The 21,585-nt window shown below is 41.8% G+C and carries 18 protein-coding genes; 10 read left to right on the top strand and 8 right to left on the bottom strand.

Features of this window, described 5'->3' with window-relative positions:
* Positions 1-118: 118 nt before the first annotated feature.
* Positions 119-943, top strand: coding sequence for a lysophospholipid acyltransferase family protein (locus B9T36_RS07385; RefSeq protein ID WP_086208852.1), 825 nt, complete (start codon positions 119-121; stop codon positions 941-943).
* Positions 944-947: 4 nt separating this feature from the next.
* Here B9T36_RS07385 and B9T36_RS07380 read toward each other — a convergent pair whose 3' ends face one another.
* The gene (locus tag B9T36_RS07380) at positions 948-2,489 is read right to left on the bottom strand and encodes a phospholipase D family protein (RefSeq protein WP_228146985.1); all 1,542 of its coding nucleotides are present in this window, start codon (positions 2,487-2,489) and stop codon (positions 948-950) included.
* A 188-nt stretch (positions 2,490-2,677) separates the two neighbouring features.
* Here B9T36_RS07380 and B9T36_RS07375 point away from each other — a divergent pair, with 188 nt between their 5' ends.
* Positions 2,678-3,688, top strand: a complete 1,011-nt coding sequence (locus B9T36_RS07375) for a metallophosphoesterase (RefSeq protein ID WP_086208850.1) — start codon at positions 2,678-2,680, stop codon at positions 3,686-3,688.
* A gap of 7 nt (positions 3,689-3,695) precedes the next feature.
* On the opposite strand, the gene B9T36_RS07370 is transcribed toward B9T36_RS07375, so the two are convergent.
* From B9T36_RS07370 to trhA, 3 genes are all read right to left on the bottom strand, one after another.
* Positions 3,696-4,124 carry a hypothetical protein gene (locus B9T36_RS07370; RefSeq protein WP_086208849.1) on the bottom strand — a complete coding sequence of 143 codons (429 nt, stop codon included), beginning with the start codon at positions 4,122-4,124 and terminating at the stop codon, positions 3,696-3,698.
* 141 nt (positions 4,125-4,265) lie between these two features.
* Positions 4,266-5,582, bottom strand: coding sequence for an MFS transporter (locus B9T36_RS07365; protein WP_086208848.1), 1,317 nt, complete (start codon positions 5,580-5,582; stop codon positions 4,266-4,268).
* Positions 5,583-5,727: 145 nt separating this feature from the next.
* Complete coding sequence (gene trhA, locus B9T36_RS07360) at positions 5,728-6,369, bottom strand: PAQR family membrane homeostasis protein TrhA (protein WP_086208847.1); 642 nt, start codon at positions 6,367-6,369, stop codon at positions 5,728-5,730.
* A 109-nt stretch (positions 6,370-6,478) separates the two neighbouring features.
* Here trhA and B9T36_RS07355 point away from each other — a divergent pair, with 109 nt between their 5' ends.
* Together B9T36_RS07355 and B9T36_RS07350 are read left to right on the top strand one after the other, a co-directional pair.
* Positions 6,479-7,693 carry a class I SAM-dependent methyltransferase gene (locus tag B9T36_RS07355; RefSeq protein WP_086208846.1) on the top strand — a complete coding sequence of 405 codons (1,215 nt, stop codon included), beginning with the start codon at positions 6,479-6,481 and terminating at the stop codon, positions 7,691-7,693.
* A 58-nt stretch (positions 7,694-7,751) separates the two neighbouring features.
* A complete protein-coding gene (locus B9T36_RS07350; RefSeq protein WP_086208845.1) occupies positions 7,752-8,186 on the top strand; it encodes a GNAT family N-acetyltransferase in 435 nt (144 codons plus the stop codon).
* A gap of 30 nt (positions 8,187-8,216) precedes the next feature.
* On the opposite strand, the gene B9T36_RS07345 is transcribed toward B9T36_RS07350, so the two are convergent.
* The 4 genes from B9T36_RS07345 to B9T36_RS07330 form a co-directional block, all read right to left on the bottom strand.
* Complete coding sequence (locus B9T36_RS07345) at positions 8,217-8,558, bottom strand: hypothetical protein (RefSeq protein WP_086208844.1); 342 nt, start codon at positions 8,556-8,558, stop codon at positions 8,217-8,219.
* 187 nt (positions 8,559-8,745) lie between these two features.
* A complete protein-coding gene (locus B9T36_RS07340) occupies positions 8,746-10,890 on the bottom strand; it encodes a 3-hydroxyacyl-CoA dehydrogenase NAD-binding domain-containing protein (RefSeq protein ID WP_086208843.1) in 2,145 nt (714 codons plus the stop codon).
* Between the two features lie 11 nt (positions 10,891-10,901).
* Complete coding sequence (locus B9T36_RS07335; protein WP_086208842.1) at positions 10,902-12,107, bottom strand: acetyl-CoA C-acetyltransferase; 1,206 nt, start codon at positions 12,105-12,107, stop codon at positions 10,902-10,904.
* Between the two features lie 189 nt (positions 12,108-12,296).
* On the bottom strand, positions 12,297-13,307 hold the full coding sequence (locus B9T36_RS07330; protein ID WP_086208841.1) for an AraC family transcriptional regulator: 1,011 nt from the start codon (positions 13,305-13,307) through the stop codon (positions 12,297-12,299).
* A gap of 211 nt (positions 13,308-13,518) precedes the next feature.
* Here B9T36_RS07330 and B9T36_RS07325 point away from each other — a divergent pair, with 211 nt between their 5' ends.
* From B9T36_RS07325 to B9T36_RS07300, 6 genes are all read left to right on the top strand, one after another.
* On the top strand, positions 13,519-14,637 hold the full coding sequence (locus B9T36_RS07325; protein ID WP_086208840.1) for a CaiB/BaiF CoA transferase family protein: 1,119 nt from the start codon (positions 13,519-13,521) through the stop codon (positions 14,635-14,637).
* A gap of 121 nt (positions 14,638-14,758) precedes the next feature.
* Complete coding sequence (locus tag B9T36_RS07320) at positions 14,759-16,036, top strand: carbohydrate porin (RefSeq protein ID WP_086208839.1); 1,278 nt, start codon at positions 14,759-14,761, stop codon at positions 16,034-16,036.
* Positions 16,037-16,219: 183 nt separating this feature from the next.
* Complete coding sequence (locus tag B9T36_RS07315) at positions 16,220-18,622, top strand: glucose/quinate/shikimate family membrane-bound PQQ-dependent dehydrogenase (RefSeq protein WP_086208838.1); 2,403 nt, start codon at positions 16,220-16,222, stop codon at positions 18,620-18,622.
* Positions 18,623-19,002: 380 nt separating this feature from the next.
* Complete coding sequence (locus B9T36_RS07310; RefSeq protein WP_086208837.1) at positions 19,003-20,646, top strand: nitrite/sulfite reductase; 1,644 nt, start codon at positions 19,003-19,005, stop codon at positions 20,644-20,646.
* On the top strand, positions 20,639-21,124 hold the full coding sequence (locus B9T36_RS07305) for a DUF934 domain-containing protein (RefSeq protein WP_086208836.1): 486 nt from the start codon (positions 20,639-20,641) through the stop codon (positions 21,122-21,124). The genes B9T36_RS07310 and B9T36_RS07305 overlap by 8 nt, the downstream gene beginning before the upstream one ends.
* A 105-nt stretch (positions 21,125-21,229) precedes the next feature.
* Positions 21,230-21,583: a DMT family transporter gene (locus B9T36_RS07300; protein WP_086208835.1), complete on the top strand. Its 354-nt coding sequence runs from the start codon at positions 21,230-21,232 to the stop codon at positions 21,581-21,583.
* Positions 21,584-21,585: the final 2 nt, after the last annotated feature.

Genomic DNA, 21,585 nt, shown 5'->3' with positions numbered 1-21,585 from the left:
GAAAATAATCATCTAGTCTTTCGGTTTTTATGATCAATGCAAGTAAGTTAAGATCAGTATAGAATGAGTTGTAATCAATGATTAACTGTTGAATAAAGCTGTGCCAAGTGAATCCTCTATGCAATCAAATACTGAAATAAAAACAACATCATTAAGTGGACTCTCAAAACTTGCGTTGTATAGCAAGAAGCTAGTAACGGGACTCGGTGCCGTTTCTGAGGGTTTTTATTTGGTTTATCGACATGGCTTGTATAAAGACATTAATAATCCTCAAAATACCCGCTACGTGCAGTATTTTTGTCGTCGACTCTGCAAAGTTTTTAACATTGATGTGCATGTCCATGGCGATATTCCACGTAAACCTGCACTTTGGGTGAGTAATCATATTTCATGGTTAGACGTGGCAGTTTTGGGTTCTGGCGCACGGGTGTTTTTTTTAGCCAAAGCTGAAATTGAAAAATGGCCTGTGTTTGGCAAACTTGCAAAAAGTGGTGGAACCTTGTTTATCCAACGTGGGTCGGGGGATTCAATCAAGATCCGTGAACAAATTACTGAATTTTTAAAACAAGACATTCCTGTGCTGTTCTTTCCAGAAGCGACAACTACTGACGGCTCTAAAGTAAAAAAAGTCCATGGGCGTATTTTAGGGGCTGCAATTGAAGCACAGCGCGATGTCCAAATTTGTTTAATTTGTTATGTCAATCAGCAGGGCGGGCTCGACCAAGTTTCGCCTTTTATTGGTAATATTGGTTTTGCCGAACACGTCCAAAAAGTCTTGGAGATGCCTCAAGTTACAGCACATCTTGTTGCATTACCTGCAATTTGTACTGCAGGTCATACAGTCGATAGCTTAACAGCCTTGGTACAACAAAAGATGGTGCAAGGCTTGGCTGACTTACACCAAAAGGTATTGAAACCTCAAGCGAGCGCGATGGGAAGTTGAAGGCTTACATAAAGCCTTCGATCGGGAGCCATGAAATGACTTTAATACCTGCACGTTTAAACCAGTTCATTTTCGGCTCTGTGGTATAAGTCTTGATTGAGCCATCGGCCTGCTTAATTTGCCAGTTAATATTTTTGTTGGCATCCAGAACCAGTTTATAGGCATATTTACTCAAATTTTGATCCATTGTTTGATGCACAGCCTTTGCCAAAGGCGGGCTGTTGAGTAAAACACCAATTTCGGTATTTAAGTTGGCAGAACGTGGGTCAAAATTAAACGAGCCAATAAAAACTTGTTTTTCATCAATCGTCATAAGCTTGGCATGCAGGCTAGAACGGCTTAATCCTTTGATGCTGACTTTGGCTTTTTTCGAGATTTCCTCATTGTTCTCATTAAGTGCTTCAGCCGCAGGATTTGCTAAGAATTCATACAGTTGTACACCATTTTCTAGTAAGTCTTGGCGGTATTTTCCATAGAAAGCATGGACCAAAGGTACATCATTGGCTTTGAATGAGTTGGTGAGTACACGGACTTGGATATCACTTTGCGCAAGGTTGGCAAGGTGTTTTTTGCCTTTACGTTCAGGAACGAAATAGGCAGAGATAATGTCGATGCTATCTGTTGGTTTTTCTAGATGGGTTTGCAACTGGAAGTTGAGATGTTCTTCTTTTTTAGCTCGGGATTTGATTTTACTTGGTGAGTCTTTTACGACTTCGGCCTTGACCCAGTCAAATTGGATACTATCGTTCAGCCAGTGTTCAAACGCTTGTGAACGATTGGCAAGATCCAGATAATTTTGTACCGTCACTTCTTGATAGTGCTGTTGCAACTGTGTTTTTAAGCCTTCATAGCGTAAGCTGTAATGATTGGCATTGACGATCTGACGCACTGGAAAGGCATAATCATCATTCCAGTATTCATCGAATGAGTGCACAATTTCATCTGCTGCCGAACCTACAAGCATGACATCTACATCGGAAAACTGGTAATTGTCGCTGACATTATAATATTGGTTACTCATATTACGACCACCAATCAGCGCGATTTGGTTATCAGCAATAAAACTTTTGTTATGCATACGACGGTTAATGCGTTTGAGATTGAGCATCATATCCATCGCGCGATAGTGGCGGAAGCGATAGGGATTATACAGTTTGATGTCAATGTTGGTGTGTTGGTCGAGTGCGAGGTAAATGCCTTCCATTTTCTTGGCATTGTTGTCATCAATCAGTAACCGAACCTTGACCCCACGGTCTGCCGCTTTCAATATTGAATAAAGTGCCAGTGCGCCGATACGGTCATTATCCCAAATATAATATTGTAGATCTAAAGTCTTTTCTGCTTTATCAATGAGATGGATGCGCGCTGCTAATGCTTCGAGTGGGTTATAGAGAATATGGAAACCTGTCAATCCCGGATTTTGCTCACGGAGTGGTAGTACAATTTTGGCTAAGCTGGTTTGGTCCGTGGCTTGATCAAAAGCATAAACTTGAGGCTGCGGAATCTGTTTGGGCAAAGTATTACAGGCAGGAACAGAGATCACCATACAGCTGAGTAAAAGTAGTTTAGCACCTTGCTGAGTCGACGTTGAGCGGGGTAGAGCGCGCTTCACTGCGCTGTGTGGTTTTTCCATCGTCATAAAGTCTATAAATTTGGTTTGAGTATAATTCTGAGCTGTGAAAAGATAAACAGAAGATTATGTGTTCTTGATGAACTGTTTGTGAGTAAATGTCTATGCTAAATACACAATCCGTCGTGTTCTATTTTTATATTGCGATGGCCTTGCTTGCCGGTTGGGCAGTGTATCAAGCATGGATCAGTCAAACCAATACGGAGACGATTCATCCGTTTAAAGCCTTTGTGCATTTATTGGCTTTTTATTTGTCTTATTTACTGATTCCTTTATTTTTCTTTAGTTTATACGCAGGTATCCAAGGTTATTACTCATGGCATGAAGCAATTTTTGTCTTTTTAGTGAGTGGCTTATTGTGTTATGCACGTTTTATTGAGCCGCATTTTGTCCATGTTAAAACCATGCAGTATCAAATCCAAGAGGACTATAAATTACTCAAACCTGTTCGTATTGCTTTGGTTGCCGATTTACATATTGGTTTGTTTTCAGGTCATGAACGTCAGTTAAAAACCATTGTTAAACGGCTGAATGAACAAAAGCCTGATTTGGTGGTGATTGCTGGAGACTGGACCTATGAACCTGAAAATACACTGGCGGAAGAGTTAGAGGTACTACGCGAAATTAATGCACCCGTCTATTCGGTCAATGGTAACCATGATGAACAGTATCCAGGTCCCCCGATTCAAAACCTGTTAAGACATGCTTTGAAGGTCAACAATGTCATTGATATAGAGGGGCAGATTGTTGAATTTGATGAGTTTCGCTTAATCGGGGTCGGTGACTTGTGGGCAGGTAAGGCAGATATGCGTTTTATGCCACATTTACCGCAGGACAAGCCATGGGTCATTTTATCGCACAATCCTGACACGGTCGATATGGTGCCTTCTTTACCAACACGTCCTTTAATGTTGTCAGGTCATACGCATGGCGGCCAAGTTGAACTGCCGTGGTTAACGGATTTTGTGATGAAAAAGGTGTCGATCTTGGGGCACAAGAAAGGCCTGTACCGTCATGAACACGCAGATGTGTTTGTTACGGTGGGTACAGGTATGGTGGGTGTACCGTTTCGCTTCCGGGTCCCACCGACCATTGATATCATTGAGCTAATCTAAAGCTCAGCTAGAACCAATAAAAAATAAAGCTTAAAACCAAAATGACCACAGCCAAGATCATCCACAGCTTGTGGTTTTTGGGCTGTAAGGCTTGAATACCTTGTGTTCGGGTTACGTCACTATTATTCACATCTTTATGTTGTGATTTTTGCAGGGTTTGATCTTCTTTGAGAGTTAATTTCGGAGGAGTAAGACGATTTATTGTTAACTCTGCAGTTGAGATATCTTCTGAGTAAAGTTGCTCGTGGTTATACATACTTTTTAGTGCTGCATCATGACGTTTTGTGAGCTCCGTGACGATTTCTTGGGCATCGTCGTATTGAAAAGCCGTGTGTGTTGCGATGTATTGGATGGCTTGAATGATTTTGTTTTCTTCAACTAATACGATGACGTCGAGGAGTTGTTCATTGGTGAGTTGTTCTATTTTTTCATCCATTTCTGTGTCCTATTCATCAGTATTCACCTTTATTTTTGAAGTTATATGCGCAATTTTAAAGGTGGTTTTTGTAGCGTTTGTTAAAGCATTGGTATAAAAAAACCAGCATCTGTGTGCTGGTTTCAAATATCAAACTTAGGGTCAAATTTGATTGTTTACATCATCATTCTTGGTCTCACGGATCATTAAGAATGCACATAAAGACAGAAGGGATGCAGCTGTGAGGTAGTAACCTACAGCATGTAGGCCATAAGTGGTTGCAAGTTTTGTTGCAATTAATGGCGCAAATGAAGCACCAAAGATGCCAGCAAGGTTAAAGGTCAGTGCTGAACCTGTATAGCGAACCGATATTGGAAAAATTTCAGAGAGCACGGTACCAATTGGCCCATAGGTTAAACCCATGATAGATAAACCAATACATAGGAATAAGAATACAACAAAGGTATTGCCTGATTCCAACATGCTGGAAAACACTAAACCAAACAATGCCGCAGCAATACATACAGCAATAGACGTTGTTTTACGACCAAACTTTTCTGCAAATACTGCAGATAAAGGGATGAACGCAGCAAAGCAGAGTGTTGCGACCAATTGAAGTTGTAAAAACTGTTCACGAGTGTAACCCAGTTGTTTGGTGCCCCACTGTAAAGCAAAGACCGTCGTGAGGTAGAACACAACAAAGGTACAGATGGCAGCAATAGTGCCTAAAATCAGCATACCCCAGTGTTTGGTGATTACTTCTTTAAATGGAATATTAACTTCTTTTTGCTTGTCTAAAACTTTCTGGAACGCAGGAGTTTCATGGAGTTGTAAACGAATCCACAGTCCTATAATCACCAGTAGCGCACTTGATATAAATGGAATACGCCAACCCCATGTCATGAATGTTTCTTCAGACATGAAATGACCGAGTGTCAAGAACGAACCCGTTGCCAAGATAAAGCCAATCGGTGCACCTAACTGTGGAAACATACCATACCAAGCACGTTTACCTTCAGGTGCATTTTCTGTGGCAAGCAAGACCGCACCTGACCATTCACCACCTAAGCCGAGGCCTTGACCTAAACGACAGAGTGCAAGCAGTAATGGTGCAACAATTCCAATTTGTGCATAGGTTGGTAGCAAGCCAATACATACGGTTGAAAGCCCCATGGTTAGCAATGCGGCAACTAAGGTGGCTTTTCGACCAATACGATCACCTAAATGTCCAAACAGTGCAGCACCAATCGGGCGTGCAATAAAGGCAATTGCAAAGGTTGCTAATGACTGAATTGTAGCGGTCATCGGATCGGTACTTGCTGGAAAGAACAAATATGGAAAAATGATGACTGCAGCAGTCGCATAAATATAAAAATCGAAGAATTCGATTGTGGTACCTACGAGACTGGCTGTAAGTACGCGAAATTTTGAGTTTACAGGCTGCTGTTGTTCTGCAACAGCAGTATTTAATGACGCCATGGTAGACCTTACACTTACTAAAAATAATGAGACTTAGTTTTAAAAGCGTAATCTTTTTAAAAAAGGCGTAATTTCTTAAAAAAATACGAAAACCCTGCGGACAAACTACGGGATTAGGGTTGCTAAAAAATGTAGTAGGTGCGGGTTATATCACGTAAAGATAGATAGACAAGAAATGTGATCCTGCACCGATCAATACAAAAATATGCCAGATAGCGTGAGTGTATCTTACCTTTTTTAGCGCATAAAACAATGCACCGATGGTGTAGGAAAGTCCACCAATGATTAAAAAAGTGAGTGCTTGTTTAGATAAAAAGCGTTGCATATCATCCATAACCAACACAGCCATCCATCCCATAAGTAGATAGGCAATCAGTGAGATTTTTTCAAAGCGATGGATGAAAACTAACTTGAATAGTGTGCCAATGAGTGCAATCACCCAAAGTGCAATGAGCAGGTAATGTGCTTTTTGTGTGGGTAGTGCGATAGACAAAAATGGGGTATAGGTGCCCGCAATTAGATAATAAATGGCGGTGTGATCTAATTTTTTATACCAGCCTCGACGCTCAGGTGATTCGGCAAAATGATATAAGCTTGATGCGGCGAACAATAAAAATAGACTCAAAGCATAGACCCACAGCCCGATCCATTGCGCTGTTTCTAAGTAAGACCCTTTGATAATCAATAATATTCCTGCTATGAGTGCAAGAGCTGCACCAATAGCATGGCTAATGAAATTGATTCGTTCTTCGACAGGATCGTAGTTTGCAACTGGATGAGCGTTCATAGGCAATCGTGCTTGTTTTTATAAAATATACAACTGTATCGTAATTCAAATTTGCATTTAGCGTAAGACGCTTTAAAATTTAATCGCAATTCTTTTTCTGGTTTCTATTATGACCACTTCGGTGTCTTCCTCTGTACAAGAGCAGCAATTCCTTCAAGCCTTTCAGCAAGCGCTTGAATCTCAATGTTTCGATCGGATGATTTTGAGCCAGTATCAGGGGGAAATGCAACAATTAGAAAAAATGACATTTCGGGTAGTGACTGTGCAAGGTCAGTCAGTATTGAGTTGTTTATATCGTTATAAAACTCAAGATGTCACTAAAAACTATTCCTTAGATCTGGCACTTGAAACGGTGACTGAACTTTTGGCACAGTGTAAACAAGCCAATTTGATGACGACTGAACAAGAGTTTCAACTGAAAAAGAACAAGAAGAAAGCCATGCTGACCCAAAGTAAAAATAAAACGCAGGCTAAAGTAGCAGAGCAGCAAGGACATGATCGAATCAAGCAGCGTTTTGTCGATCAAGACAGTTATTTCTTACAGCCGCTTGGCATTACCGATGCAAAAGCGCACATCATTCCTAGTATGGCGCGTAAGTGGAAACAGATTAATAAATTTGTTGAAATTTTCTCAGGAGCTTTAAGTCATATTCAACTGCCTGAACAACTACGTGTGGTCGATTTTGGCTCTGGAAAAGGCTACTTAACTTTTGCTTTGTATGATTATTTGCTAAAGCAAGATCTGAATCCTTTTGTGACTGGGGTTGAGCTCAACAGCAAGATGGTGGAATTCTGTCAGGAGGTTGCACACAAGTCGGATTTTCAACAACTTGATTTTTTTCAGGGTGATGTTCGGACGTACCAACCTGAACGTCTCGATGTGATGATTGCGCTGCATGCGTGCGATGTAGCGACTGACTTTGCGATTCATACGGGCATTCGTTTAAATGCCGAAATGATCATGTGTGCGCCGTGTTGTCATAAAGAATTACGTCCACAGTTGAAAGCTCCGCTTGTATTACAACCCATGTTGCAATTTGGCATTCATGCAGGTCAGCAAGCTGAAATGCTGACCGATACTATTCGTGCCTTATTACTCAAAGCCTATGGCTATGAAACCAAAGTGTTTGAGTTTGTGGCACTTGAGCATACCAGTAAGAATAAAATGATTTTGGCAACCAAGCGTAGGGATTATCAAGCGCCCGATGTTGCTGTCTTGGCACAAATTCAAGCCTTGAAAGAGATGTATGGCATTCAAAAGCATTCACTGGAACTGTTGTTGAATGATCAATGGGATCAGCAAGGTGTAGGGTGTAAGTGCTGATCGGAACATCACTGTTACTGCAATGATCAATACAGAGATGATTTATAGGGAAATGAAAATGCCAAGTTTGAGAATTACACACGGAACATGGGATGAGTTGCAACAGGCTGCGAAAATGATTCGTGAGCAGGTCTTTATTCAAGAGCAAAGCATTGCTGCTAAAGATGAATGGGATGAGCAAGATGAAATTGCAGTTCATTTTGTCGTCTATGAACAAGATCAAGCGATTGCCACGGCAAGGCTATTACAGAATCATAGTATTGGTCGTGTTGCTGTTTTAAAGTCGCATCGAGGTTTGGGTATAGGTAAGGTTTTGATGCAGGCTGTGATCGCATACGCCCAACAGCAACAGCGTCCATTTTTAGTGTTGTCTTCTCAAGTACATGCACAAGCGTTTTATCAGGCTTTGGGTTTTGTACAAGAGGGTGAGGTGTATTTAGACTGTGGTATTCCACATATTGATATGCGTTTATCGTCTATGAAAAAGCCCTGATGAATCAGGGCTTTTTCTTTTTAATGTAGATTAGTGACTATGTTCAGAAGACATCTGCGCATGTTCATCGGCACTCATACTATGTTCTTCAGCCGTTGCATGTTCGGTTATATTTTCAGAAGCAGCTTGATTGCTTGTTTCACGCGCTACTTTATCAGCCTGCGCTTTTGCCATTGACTCTTCAGACATAGCTGGTGCATTTTTAAAAGCATGTTGTTGAGTGTTCTGTTTAGCTTGCTGACTTGGCATATAGTCAGGTTCATTGGTTACTGCAAGGTAGAAGAAACCTAAGAAAAATCCGCTTAAAATGAAAGCAATGATCAGTGCTTTCCAACCCCATGGTGATTTTTCAGGAGAAGTATTGTCAGTCATGTGCAACAGCCCAATTGAATAATAATAAATCTAAAACGATGTAACTTTATAACACAAAAAATGAGTTCCGGCGCGAAAATAATGCACTAAGATAGGTCAAAATTAAAAGATGAATCAGTATTTTAATTGGTTTCTCCAAGAGAATAAAAAAAGGGATCTATGGATCCCTGATTTTTAAGTCAGCATTTTAATGGATTTGCCCAGATGGCAATGATTGAATGAGTAATTGCGGTGCTTTAAAACGCTCACCGTATTTCGCTTCAAGCTGATTGGCACGTTGCAGAGCTTGCTCTAAACCATATTGATTTAAAAACTGGATCGCACCACCTGTCCACGGCGCAAAACCAATCCCAAAGATCGAACCGATATTGGCATCAATTACAGACTCAAGGACATTTTCTTCATAACAACGTAACGTATCTAGCGATTGTACAAACAGGAAACGGTCTATCATTTCTTGTTCAGAAATATCAATCTCTTTTTTCCAATGGCTCAAGCCCTCCCAAAGCTGTTTCTTACCACTTTCAGGATAATCATAAAAACCTGCACCAGCAGCTTTACCCTTACGACCGAATTCATGAATCATGGTTTGAATCACATCATCTGCACCTGAGCGTGGTAAATCTTTACCCTCGGCCTGCAATGCCTTACGCGTTTCATTGGCAACATGTTCAGAAAGAGTCAACGCAACTTCATCTTGAATGGCCAATGGGCCAACGGGCATGCCTGCTTTAAGTGCCGCCATTTCAATACGAGCTGGGTGTACGCCCTCATGCAGTAAACGTAAACCTTCCTGAACAAAAGTACCAAATACGCGACTGGTGAAGAAGCCACGGCTGTCATTCACAACGATCGGGGTTTTACCAATTTGCTGTACATAGTCATAGGCTTTCGCCAAAGTTTCAGCAGAAGTGTTTTTGCCTTTAATGATTTCAACCAATTGCATTTTATCAACTGGGCTAAAGAAATGTAGGCCAATGAAGTTTGCTTGATCTTTCGAAGCTTTTGCCAAACCTGTAATCGGTAATGTCGAAGTATTTGAAGCCATCACTCCACCCTCAGCAAGGAATGCTTCGGCTTCCTGCGTCACTTTCGCTTTGAGTTCTTGATTTTCAAATACAGCTTCAATAATTAAATCACAACCTTTTAAATCTTCCGCAAATGCTGTTGCAGTAATCAAGCTTAAAACCTGCTCGCGCTTTTCAGCAGTCATACGACCTTGTGATACTTTCTTATCCAGTAACTTTTGGCTATAGGCTTTCCCTTTTTCTGCATTTTCAATAGAAATATCTTTGAGCACAACAGGAATACCTTTGATTGCTGTTGAATAAGCGATCCCTGCTCCCATCATCCCTGCACCAAGCACACCAACTTTGGTCGCTTGCCATTTTGCAACATCTTTAGAACGGCTCGCACCTGCTTTAATAGCATTCAGCCCATGCCAAAAAGTGCCGATCATATTTTTTGAAATTTGACCTGTCGCAAGATAGGTAAAATAACGAGATTCAATGGTCAGTGCTGTATCCACATCCACCTGTGCACCTTCAACCGCAGCCGCCATGATGGCTTCAGGCGCTGGATAACATCCTTTGGTTTTATCACGTAACATTGCTGGAGCAATCGCCAGCATTTGCGCAACCGCAGGTGTTTTAGGATCACCACCCGGAATTTTATAACCTTTCACATCAAACGGCTGTTGTGATGCTTTTGTGGATGGGGGATGTGCTTTCACCCAAGCAATCGCTTTATCCATCAACTCTTCAGGTGTTTCCGCCGTGTCTTGGATTAAACCTAGAGATTTCGCTTTATCCACACCAAACTGCTTACCCTCCATCAAGAATGGAAAAGCATTTTGTAAACCTAAAAGGCGAACCATACGCACAATACCACCACCACCCGGCAGTAGACCTAGAGTCACTTCCGGTAAACCAAATTTTGTTTTAGGATCATTCAATGCGATACGTGCATGACAGCCTAAAGCAATTTCCCAACCGCCACCCAAAGCCGTACCATTCAATGCTGCTACAACAGGTACACCTAAAGTTTCGATATAACGAAACTCGGTTTTCATTTTCTGAACCATTTCAAAAAATGGTGTGGCATCTTCAGGTCGTGCTTGAATCAATTCATCTAAATCACCGCCTGCAAAGAAAGTTTTCTTCGCTGAACGGAAAATAATCCCAGTAATTGACGTTTCAGATTTCAGTTTAGAAACAATGTTTTCTAAAGCTACACGGAAATCACCATTCATGGTATTTGCAGATTGATTCGGAGAATCTAAAGTCAGAATAATAATGCCATCGTCATTTTTTAGATATTGAATTGCGCTCATTATTATTCTCCTTATACCAACTCAATAATGGTCGCAATACCCATGCCACCACCCACACATAATGTTGCCAAGCCACGCTTTTTACCTTGACGTTCTAATTCATCCAGCAATGTTCCGAGGATCATCGCACCCGTCGCACCCAATGGATGCCCCATCGCAATTGCGCCACCATTTACATTGACTTTATCGCTTGGCACTTTTAATTCCGTCATAAAACGCATCACCACAGATGCAAAAGCTTCATTGACTTCAAATAGATCAATATCGTCAATCGTTAAGCTTGCTTTTGCCAATGCTTTACGAGCAGCAGGTGCAGGCCCAGTCAGCATAATGGTTGGATCCGAACCGACTAATGCTGTCGCCAAGACTTTGGCACGTGGTTTTAAACCTTGTTCTTTGACCGCTTTCTCAGAAGCAAGCAATACCAGCGCTGCACCATCGACAATACCCGATGAATTTCCTGCATGATGCACATGATTAATTTTTTGCGCTTCAGGATACTGTTGTAATGCAATCGCATCAAAACCCATTGCACCCATCATTTCAAAACTTGGATTGAGTTTTGCTAAACCTTCCGCTGTTGTAGTTGGTTTAATAAATTCATCTTGATCTAAAATGATTACGCCTGCTTTGTCTTTGATGGCGACGACTGATTGATTAAAATAACCTGCAGCTTGTGCTGCTGCCGCTTTACGTTGAGAATTGGCTGCAAAACGATCAACATCTGAACGCGTATAACCATCCAGTGTTGCGATTAAATCTGCACCAATGCCTTGCGGAACAAAATGTGATTTTAAATTGGTTTCAGGGTCTAATGCCCACGGACCACCATCGGAACCCATTGGGATACGTGACATCGACTCTACGCCACCAGCAACAACCACATCTTCCCAACCTGAACGTACTTTTTGCGCTGCCATATTGACTGCTTCTAAACCTGACGCACAAAAGCGATTGATTTGTACACCCGCAACATCATTGTCCCAACCTGCTGCAATTGCCGCAGTTTTCGCAATATCACCACCTTGATCCGCAATTGGTGTGACACAGCCTAAGACAATATCATCTACCTTAGACGTATCTAAATGATGACGATCTTTGAGTTCATTCAATAATGTGGTCAGTAAAGTAATCGGTTTCACTTCATACAGTGAACCATCTTTCTTTCCTTTTCCGCGTGGTGTGCGAATGGCGTCAATGATATAAGCCTCGCTCATAGCTGTTCCTTTTTATGACTTTTAAGTTGTTATGTCCTTGAGTGTACAAATTAATCGCCGTGATGCAATGACTAGAACGAGTCAGGCTAGATGAAGATTTTTGCCAATAGCCTGAGTTTAGGGCATAAAAAAACCCAAGATCGAAATCTTGGGTTTAGCAATGTGCCGAACCGTGGTCAAACTAAAAAATTAGTGATAACCGTGTAGTTGGCGATATAAACCAGGTGTGACGCCTGTCCATTTTTTAAATGCACGGTGGAAGGTACTGGTTTCACTAAAGCCCACTTGTTGTGCCACATCTTCCAACGTCAAACCCGGATTTAACAGCAGGTGAATCGCGGCATCACGACGTAATGCATCTTTCACGCCTTGGTAACTTTTACCTTCAGCCGCTAAGCGACGACGCAACGTTTGAGGAGATAAATACAACATGGAAGCCACATCGTTCAGCGTTGGCATTTCCTCACCAATTTGACTCTTTAACACATCACGAATACGTGAAGTGAGGGAGTTGGTGTTTTTAAATTTCACTAACAACTGTGCAGGAGCTGCTTTTAAGAACTCTTCTAACGTTTCTTCATTCTGACGAATTGGTAAGTCCAAATAATCTGCGGCAAAAGTGATTTCTGTACGCGGCATATCGAACTGCATCACAGGTGCGAAGAATAAGGCATCATATTCATCTGCATGTGCAGGACGTTCATAGCCAAAATGTACACGTTCAAGTGGTAAACGACGTTCAATCAACCAAGAAGCAAGACCATGCCAAATCATCAACATACTTTCAGTGATAAAGTGATCTGGGTCCATTGATTTTGGAATCTGGGGAACGAGACGCGCTTCGTGCTTGTCGCGCTCTAATGTCACCGACCATTCATCACCAAAGAGCTTATAAAACTGTGAAGACAGTTCTAAAGCATCCCCTAAGGTCTTGGCATGAATAATCAACTGGCACATGATGGCAAATGTACCTAGACGACGTGGTTGTTTGTCAAAACCAACATGTTCGTCTTGGGTGACCATCCATAACATTTTAACGAAGCGAGTATATTGTTCTGGAGAAATACGGGCTTTAGGCTGACGCAGCAGTTCTGCCTCAATGCCAACGTGAGAAAGTAATGTTTCGACATCCATGCCGAGACGTTTTACGCCAGTTAAAGCCGCATTGACGAAATGGATACTAATGGTATCACGGCTCATATTTAATCCTTCAGTCTCTTTTATATTCACTTGCGTTTGACCTAAATGACGCTAAAAAAATAAGTTTAGGCAATTTACACTAAAGTTTTTTGCCTTTTTACATGTTAAATTGCCGAAATGATCAAGGTAAATGGCTGAACATGACATTGTTTTGTTGCTTTTATATTTCTAAAATAGCTAAAAAATCAACATAAAAAGAGTAAAAAGTAGCATGGATATGGCATTGAAAGGATTGAAAGTTCTCGATTTTTCTACACTTTTACCGGGACCGTTTGCAACAATGTATTTGGCAGACTTAGGTGCAGAAGTGATCCACATCGAGTCTCCAACTCGACCTGATCTGATCCGTTTAATGCCACCTTATGCCAATGGACAGGCCACAGCACACAGTTATCTCAACCGAAATAAGCATTCTGTAGCACTGGATTTAAAAGATCCTGCCAATATTGAACTGATCAAGTCGAAAATTTCAGACTATGACATTGTGATTGAGCAATTCCGCCCGGGGGTAATGCAAAGACTGGGACTTGACTATCAAACTTTATCTGAAATTAATCCGCGCTTGATCTATTGTTCCATTACGGGTTATGGGCAAACAGGTTTATATCAAAATAAAGCAGGGCACGATATCAACTATGTGGCTTTGTCTGGGATCGCAGGACATAGCGGTCGACAGCATAGTGGTCCTCCTCCTTTGGGAATTCAAATTGCGGATATTGCAGGCGGGTCATTACATAGCGTGATAGGAATACTCGCAGCTGTGATCGAAAGGCAGCGTAGTGGCATAGGGCAGTATATTGATATCTCTATGACTGACTGTGTGGTGGGGCTCAGTAGCATGGCTGCAGCGGCGAGCTTAGCAGGACAGGAAAAGCAAGGGCCGGAGCAAAGCTATCTCAATGGTGCGACTTTTTATGACTATTATGAAACGCAAGATGGCCGCTATTTGTCGATTGGGAGTTTAGAGCCACAGTTTTTACACGGACTGGCAGAAATTTTAGAGTTGCCGATTGTGGCTGAAAAAGGCGCCTCACTGGCAACTGACGACCGTCAGGTGGTGAAACAAGCGATAAAAGCCAAGATTAAAACCCAAGATTTTGCTGTATGGAACGCAATTTTTCAGTCACGGGATGTCTGTGTTGAGCCTGTATTGAAGCTGGATGAAGCACTCGATTCGCAACTGGCAAGAGACCGAAAATGGATTGTTGCTGTGCCTTTAGAAGAGGGGAGTACAAAAAGCGAACAACAATTAGCTTGTCCAATCAAGTTTTCACGTTCAAAAATAAGGTATGAATTTATAGGGAAATCTTTGGGTTTTGACTCTTTGTAAATATCATATAGCGATAATTTAACCAGTTTTAAAACAATAATCTAACAAAAACAATGGGTCTTTATACAAATAGCAAGTATCATATCAATTGGTTGTAAAATTGTAAGAAAGGTCACCAATTATGAATAAATGTAATAGAAGTTGGTGTTTAACGGTGAGTTTATTAACACTCAGCTGTTGCCTGCAAACTGTATATGCTGCAAATGCATTCGAGGTACAAAGCCCTTGGATGCTCGGTGATTGGAATGGTCAACGCACCGCATTGCAAGAAAAAGGCTACGATTTTAGCTTTGGTTATACGGGTGAGATGGCAACTTTACTCGATGCTTCACGTTCTTCAAATCATGGTACTGAATATGCAGACCAGTTTGCATTTGGTACGCACTTCGATTTAGACAAAATTTTGGGTTGGCAGGATACTGAGGCTCAAATCACCATTACTGAGCGTAATGGACGTTCACTTTCTCAAACTTCCGATGCTTTAGATGGACATTTAAGTTCTACTCAAGAAGTGTGGGGACGTGGACAAACGTGGCGTTTAACGGATTTGTGGATTAAGAAAAAGTTCATGGATCAAAAGTTGGACATCAAAGTCGGTCGTTTTGGTGAAGGTGAAGACTTCAACAGTTTCGATTGTGATTTCCAGAATCTTGCACTGTGTGGCTCTCAAGTTGGTAACTGGGTCGGTGACCAATGGTACAACTGGCCTGTCAGTCAGTGGGCTGCGCGGGTTAAATACAATATCCGTCCTGAGCTATATGCACAAGTTGGGGTATATGAATATAACCCTGAAAACTTAGAGCGTGGCAAAGGCTGGAACTTAAGTACTGATGGTTCGCATGGCGCGATTCTTCCTGCTGAAGTAGTGTGGTCTCCTCAGTTAGGAACTGAAAAATTACCCGGTGAATATCGTGCGGGTTATTACTACAGTTCGGCAGACGCCACAAATATTCAAAACCCGCAGCAAACTTCACATAAACAAGGGGGCTGGGTGGTTGCCAAGCAACAACTCACAGCACATCACGATGATGCTACACGTGGTTTAACAGGCTTTGTAAATCTCACGCTACATGACTCAGACACCAATACGGTTCGCGACATGCAGAACATAGGTTTGGTCTATAAAGGCGCTTTTGATGCACGTCCACAAGATGAAATTGCGATTGGCTTGGGGCGTATTAGCATCAATGATGACGTGAATGAGGCGAATATTGCCAATAACAGCGTTGATGCCCGTGGCTTACAAAGTGAAGAATATGATGCCGAGATTTACTACGGTATTCATGCAGCCAACTGGTTGACCATTCGTCCCAATATCCAATATATCCGCCATGTAGGCGCGTATAAAAATGGTGAAAATGCATGGGTCGGCGGAATTAAACTCCAGACGGCATTTTAGTTTCTAGATCTATAAGTATTTGTCCAACAAGGTTGATAAATACGTTTATGGTTATTCAAAGCATAAAACTGTTTGAAATAAGTCGTTTGGACAGATACTTAAAATCTAAAAACTGTCTAGGTGCTTATATCAATGTTGAAATGATATGAGCTTTTAACAGAATCTAAGAAAAAGGTGGTCAATATGAGTACTCCGTCTTCAGGTTCAGGACTTAAAACTTTTACAGCTGTGATTGCTGTGATCTTTGGTTTAGTCCTGCTGATAGGAGGGATTTATCTTGCAGTGCTTGGTGGGTCTTGGTACTACATCATTGCGGGTTTACTCTTCATCGCGACTGCAGTGCTACTGCAAAAATTAAAAAGTACGGCATTAATCGTTTATGCCTTGTTGGTCTTGGGTACAGTGGTGTGGGGCCTTTGGGAAGTGGGTTCTGACTTCTTTGCCTTGGCGCCACGTCTAGATATCCTTGGTTTATTTGGATTATGGTTACTCATTCCAGCGGTCACACGTGGCTTTGATAACACTAAAGGTGCAAAAATTGCTTTAACAGGTTCATTGGCAATTACCATTGCAGTGATGATCTATGCTGTATTTAATGATCCTCAAGAAATTCGAGGTGAACTGAGCAGCAAGCAACCTGCAACCGCACAGTCCATTCCAGGTGTTGCGGATGGCGACTGGCCTGCTTATGGCCGTACTCAGTCTGGTTTGCGTTATTCTCCTTTAACGCAAATTAACTCTGAGAATGTTAAAGATTTAAAAGTGGCTTGGACCTATAACACAGGTGACTTTAAAACAGAAAATGACTCTGGTGAAACCACCAATCAAGTCACCCCAATTAAAGTTGGGGACAATATGTATATCTGTACCACGCACCAAAAACTGGTTGCCCTCGACCCAGCTACAGGTAAGGCGAAATGGACTTTTGATCCGAAGTTGAAATCGGACAATACTTTCCAACATTTAACCTGTCGTGGCGTGTCTTATTATGATGCGAACAATACAGTTGGTTTTGAAGCCAGCTTGCAACATAAAAAGTCATCGTCTGAGTTGTGCCCACGTAAAGTGATCTTGCCGGTGAATGATGGTCGTTTGGTTGCCATCAATGCTGATACTGGTGAGCGTTGTACGGACTTTGGTAAAAATGGTGAAGTCGACTTACAAAAAGATATGCCATTCCCTTATCCGGGCGGTTATATCCCAACTTCACCACCTGTGGTCACAGGCACGACGATTATTATTGCGGGTTCAACCACAGATAACTATTCAACTGAAGAACCTTCAGGTGTGATTCGTGGTTATGATGTGAATACGGGTGCATTGTTGTGGGTGTTTGATACAGGTGCCGAAGATCCGAACGCGATTCCAGCTCTGGGTCAAAAGTATGTTCAAAACTCACCGAATGCATGGGCACCATTAGCCTATGATGCAGCCTTGGATATCGTTTACATTCCAACGGGTGTGGGTACGCCAGATATTTGGGGCGGTAACCGTACCGAATTACATGAGCGTTATGCCAACTCAATGCTGGCACTGAATGCCTCAACAGGTAAGTTGGTGTGGAATTTCCAAACTACGCATCATGATTTGTGGGATATGGATGTACCATCACAGCCGACATTGACGGACATTAAAGACAAGTCAGGCAAAATGGTTCCTGCCATTTACGTGTTAACGAAAACAGGTAATGCCTTTGTTCTAGACCGTCGTACTGGTGCAGCCATTGTTCCAATTACGGAAAAACCTGTACCACAAACAGTGAAACGTGGGCCACAAACCAAAGGTGAGCGTTATTCTGCGACACAACCTTTCTCTGACTTTGATCTTGCGCCAAAAGAGAAATTGACAGATAAGCAAATGTGGGGCGCAACCATGTTTGACCAGTTGATGTGCCGTGTGTCTTTCCACAAACTGAACTATGACGGTATTTATACCCCACCTTCAGAAAACGGAACTTTGGTTTTCCCGGGCAACTTGGGTGTATTCGAATGGGGTGGTATGTCTGTTAACCCTGACCGCCAAATCGCGGTGATGAACCCAATCGGTTTGCCGTTTGTGTCTAAGCTTATTCCAGCCGATCCAAACCGTCCGAAAACAGCCAAAGGTGCAGGCACTGAAGCGGGTGTGCAACCGATGTATGGTGTGCCTTATGGTGTTGAAATCAGTGCGTTCTTGTCTCCATTTGGCTTGCCATGTAAACAGCCTGCTTGGGGCTTTGTGGCAGGTGTGGATTTAAATACTCATGAAGTTGCATGGAAACGTCGTATTGGTACGATCCGCGACAGCTTACCGGGGATTCAATTGCCACCATTTAAAATGGGGGTGCCTATGCTTGGTGGTTCAATCTCAACTGCGGGTAATGTGATGTTTGTCGGTGGTACGCAGGATAATTATATCCGTGCCATCAACGTGACCAATGGTGATGAACTGTGGAAAGGTCGTCTACCAGCGGGTGGTCAAGCTACACCAATGACCTATGAAGCCAATGGTAAACAGTATGTGGTCATTATGGCAGGTGGTCATGGTTCATTTGGCACCAAGATGGGAGATGCTTTGGTGGCGTATGCCTTACCAGATGCAAAATAATTTGCTGTAGTCATTTAAACTTTCAAATAGCCTGATTCGTCAGGCTATTTTTATGTGCAGTCAGTTTAAAAGGGTAAAGTGAGAACGAGGAAGCAATAGAAAAATTGAGATCTGCCCAGAAAGTCGGGTTTAAAATTTATGCGGTAGCAATGCATTGGTTTGTGTGTATATGATAGCCTGAATGAGGTTAGCTGAATAATGTATAAGTATCTAATAAAAAATACTTTAATCAGAAAAAACCTTTAGGATTAGGGACAAACAGCACATCTACTTATCCTTATCAATAAAACAGCTATGAAATATGTAAAAAACGCATTTTGTTGATAGTTTAAATCTCGTTATGCTGTCAGCCGTTATAATGAAACTACTAGCTGTACGCCATGTATTTATATACTGATTTCGATCAGCAACTGATCAATGAACGTGTTGCACAGTTCCGTGACCAAACGGAACGTTATTTAGCTGGAAAACTCACTGAAGATGAGTACCGCCCATTACGTCTTCAAAATGGTCTCTATGTACAACGCTATGCGCCAATGTTACGTATTGCTGTGCCTTATGGCTTAATGAACTCAACGCAATTGCGCAAAGTTGCAGAACTTGCAACTGAGTTTGACCGTGGTTATGCGCACGTTTCAACCCGTCAGAATATTCAGTTTAACTGGCCTGCGCTAGAAAATGTTCCAGACATGCTTCAAGAGCTTGCTTCGGTACAAATGCATGCGATCCAAACTTCAGGTAACTGTATTCGTAACACGACTACAGATCAATATGCAGGTGTGGTTGCAGGTGAAGTGGCTGACCCACGTCCAACGTGTGAATTGATCCGTCAATGGTCAACCTTCCACCCAGAATTTGCTTTCTTACCACGTAAGTTCAAGATTGCTGTATCAGCACTTGAAGAAACCGATCGTGCAGCGACCTCATTCCATGATATTGGGGTGTATATCGTTAAAAATGAAGCGGGTGAGATCGGCTATAAAATTAAAGTCGGTGGTGGCTTAGGTCGTACCCCTGTAATTGGTAGTTTCATTCGTGATTTCTTGCCACGTGAAGACCTGATTGCTTATTTAGAAGCCGTACTACGTGTTTATAACTTACACGGTCGCCGTGATAACAAATACAAAGCACGTATTAAAATTTTAGTGAAAGCGTTAACTCCTCAAGTCTTTGCTGAAAAAGTCGAAGCTGAGTTTGCGCATACCATTAAAACTTTAAAGATTCAGCCTGAAATTTTGCAGAAATTAGACGAAGAATTTATACCGTTTGATTATCAAGATTATGCAGATGAAGATTTTTCTGAACAGTTTGCTACGCATCCAAAATTCAAACAGTGGTTCAATATCAATACCAATGCTCACAAAGTGAAGGGCTACCGTATTGTAACGATTTCGTTGAAGCGTACAGGTATTGCACCGGGTGACGTGACCACGGAAGAAATGAATTTGATTGCAGATCTTGCAGACAAATACACCTTTGGTGAATTGCGGACCACGCATGAGCAAAATATTTCTTTGGTCGATGTGCCTCAGAAAGATTTGTTTGAGCTTTGGACTATTCTTGAGAAAAACAATCTAGCACGTGCGCACATTGGTTTCTTAACAGATATTATCTGCTGCCCAGGCGGTGACTTCTGTTCATTGGCAAATGCAAAATCAATTCCTATTTCTGAAGCGATTTCACGTCGTTTTGATGACTTAGATACCATTTATAACCTCGGCAAACTGGATCTGAATATTTCAGGTTGTATGAATGCATGTGGTCATCACCATGTGGGCAACATTGGTATTTTAGGTGTAGACAAAAAAGGTGCTGAGTTCTACCAAATCACTTTGGGTGGTAATGCAGACCATGATGCTTCGATTGGCGATATCTTAGGCCCATCATTTGCAGCTGAAGTGGTACCAGACATCGTTGAAGAAATTTTAAATACCTATCTTGACCTTCGAAATGAGGGTGAAGAATTCATTGAAACTTATCGCCGTGTGGGCATCCAACCCTTTAAGGAGCGTGCATATGCTTAATACAGCACTACAAGTCCTCTCTAAAGATGGCACGATTGCCGACAACACTTACCAAGTGATTGGTGAAGATGGTGTTTTACCACAAGGTGATGTGGTTTTAACGGTTGAGCAGTTAGATCAATTGGCTCAAGTTTCGGGTAAAAAAGCACTACTGGTGACAGTCGATGCTTCACCTGAAACGCATGAGTTCCCTTTAGATCAGCTAGATGCCATATTTATTGATTTTGCTGGTTTTAACGATGGTCGTGGCTATTCATTTGCAGCGCTATTACGTCGCCAAGGTTTCCAAGGTGAACTACGCGCAACAGGTGATGTGTTTAAAGATGTCTTGAACTACATGAAACGTTCAGGCTTTGATACCTTTGTTGTTAAAGAAGGCAAAGACATTCTTGAAGCAGCAGCGGGTTTAAATGATTTTAGAAATCCGTATCAAGCATCAACAGCCGTTGCTCAAGCCAGTTATCAAACAGGCGCTTAAATTTTTAGGCAAGCATTGAAAAGCTGGACTTTAGTCCAGCTTTTTTGTATTTATACGCAGCATTTTTGATGAACAAATTGAAGAAAAAAAGCAGGAAAATTTGACATGATGGCACTCTTTGCAAAGATTAATCCTGGTGTTATTTGGCTACTCATCGCTATTGCTACAGATGTACTTTCGACTTTTTACTCTGCAAAAGGCAATGGCTTGGTCAATAAATTGGATCAAGGCATTGCGCTAGTGCTGTACATGATTTCTTTTGCATGCGCTGCCTATGCTTTAAAATTTATGCAAGCAGGCATTTTATATGTGCTGTGGTCTGGTATTGGTGTCATCGCCACTGTACTACTGGCCAAGACATTTTTAGGACAAAACATAGATCTAGCAGGATGGCTTGGTATCGGTTTTATTACTGTGGGGCTCACTATTATTGCGCAATTTTCCAATATTGATGTTTGATA

Origin of the sequence: Acinetobacter sp. ANC 4204 (assembly GCF_002135205.1) — a bacterium.
In the GTDB taxonomy this organism is placed as follows: Bacteria; Pseudomonadota; Gammaproteobacteria; order Pseudomonadales; family Moraxellaceae; genus Acinetobacter.
Note: the sequence above shows the minus strand (reverse complement) of the source record. Positions and strands in the feature narration are given on the sequence as shown.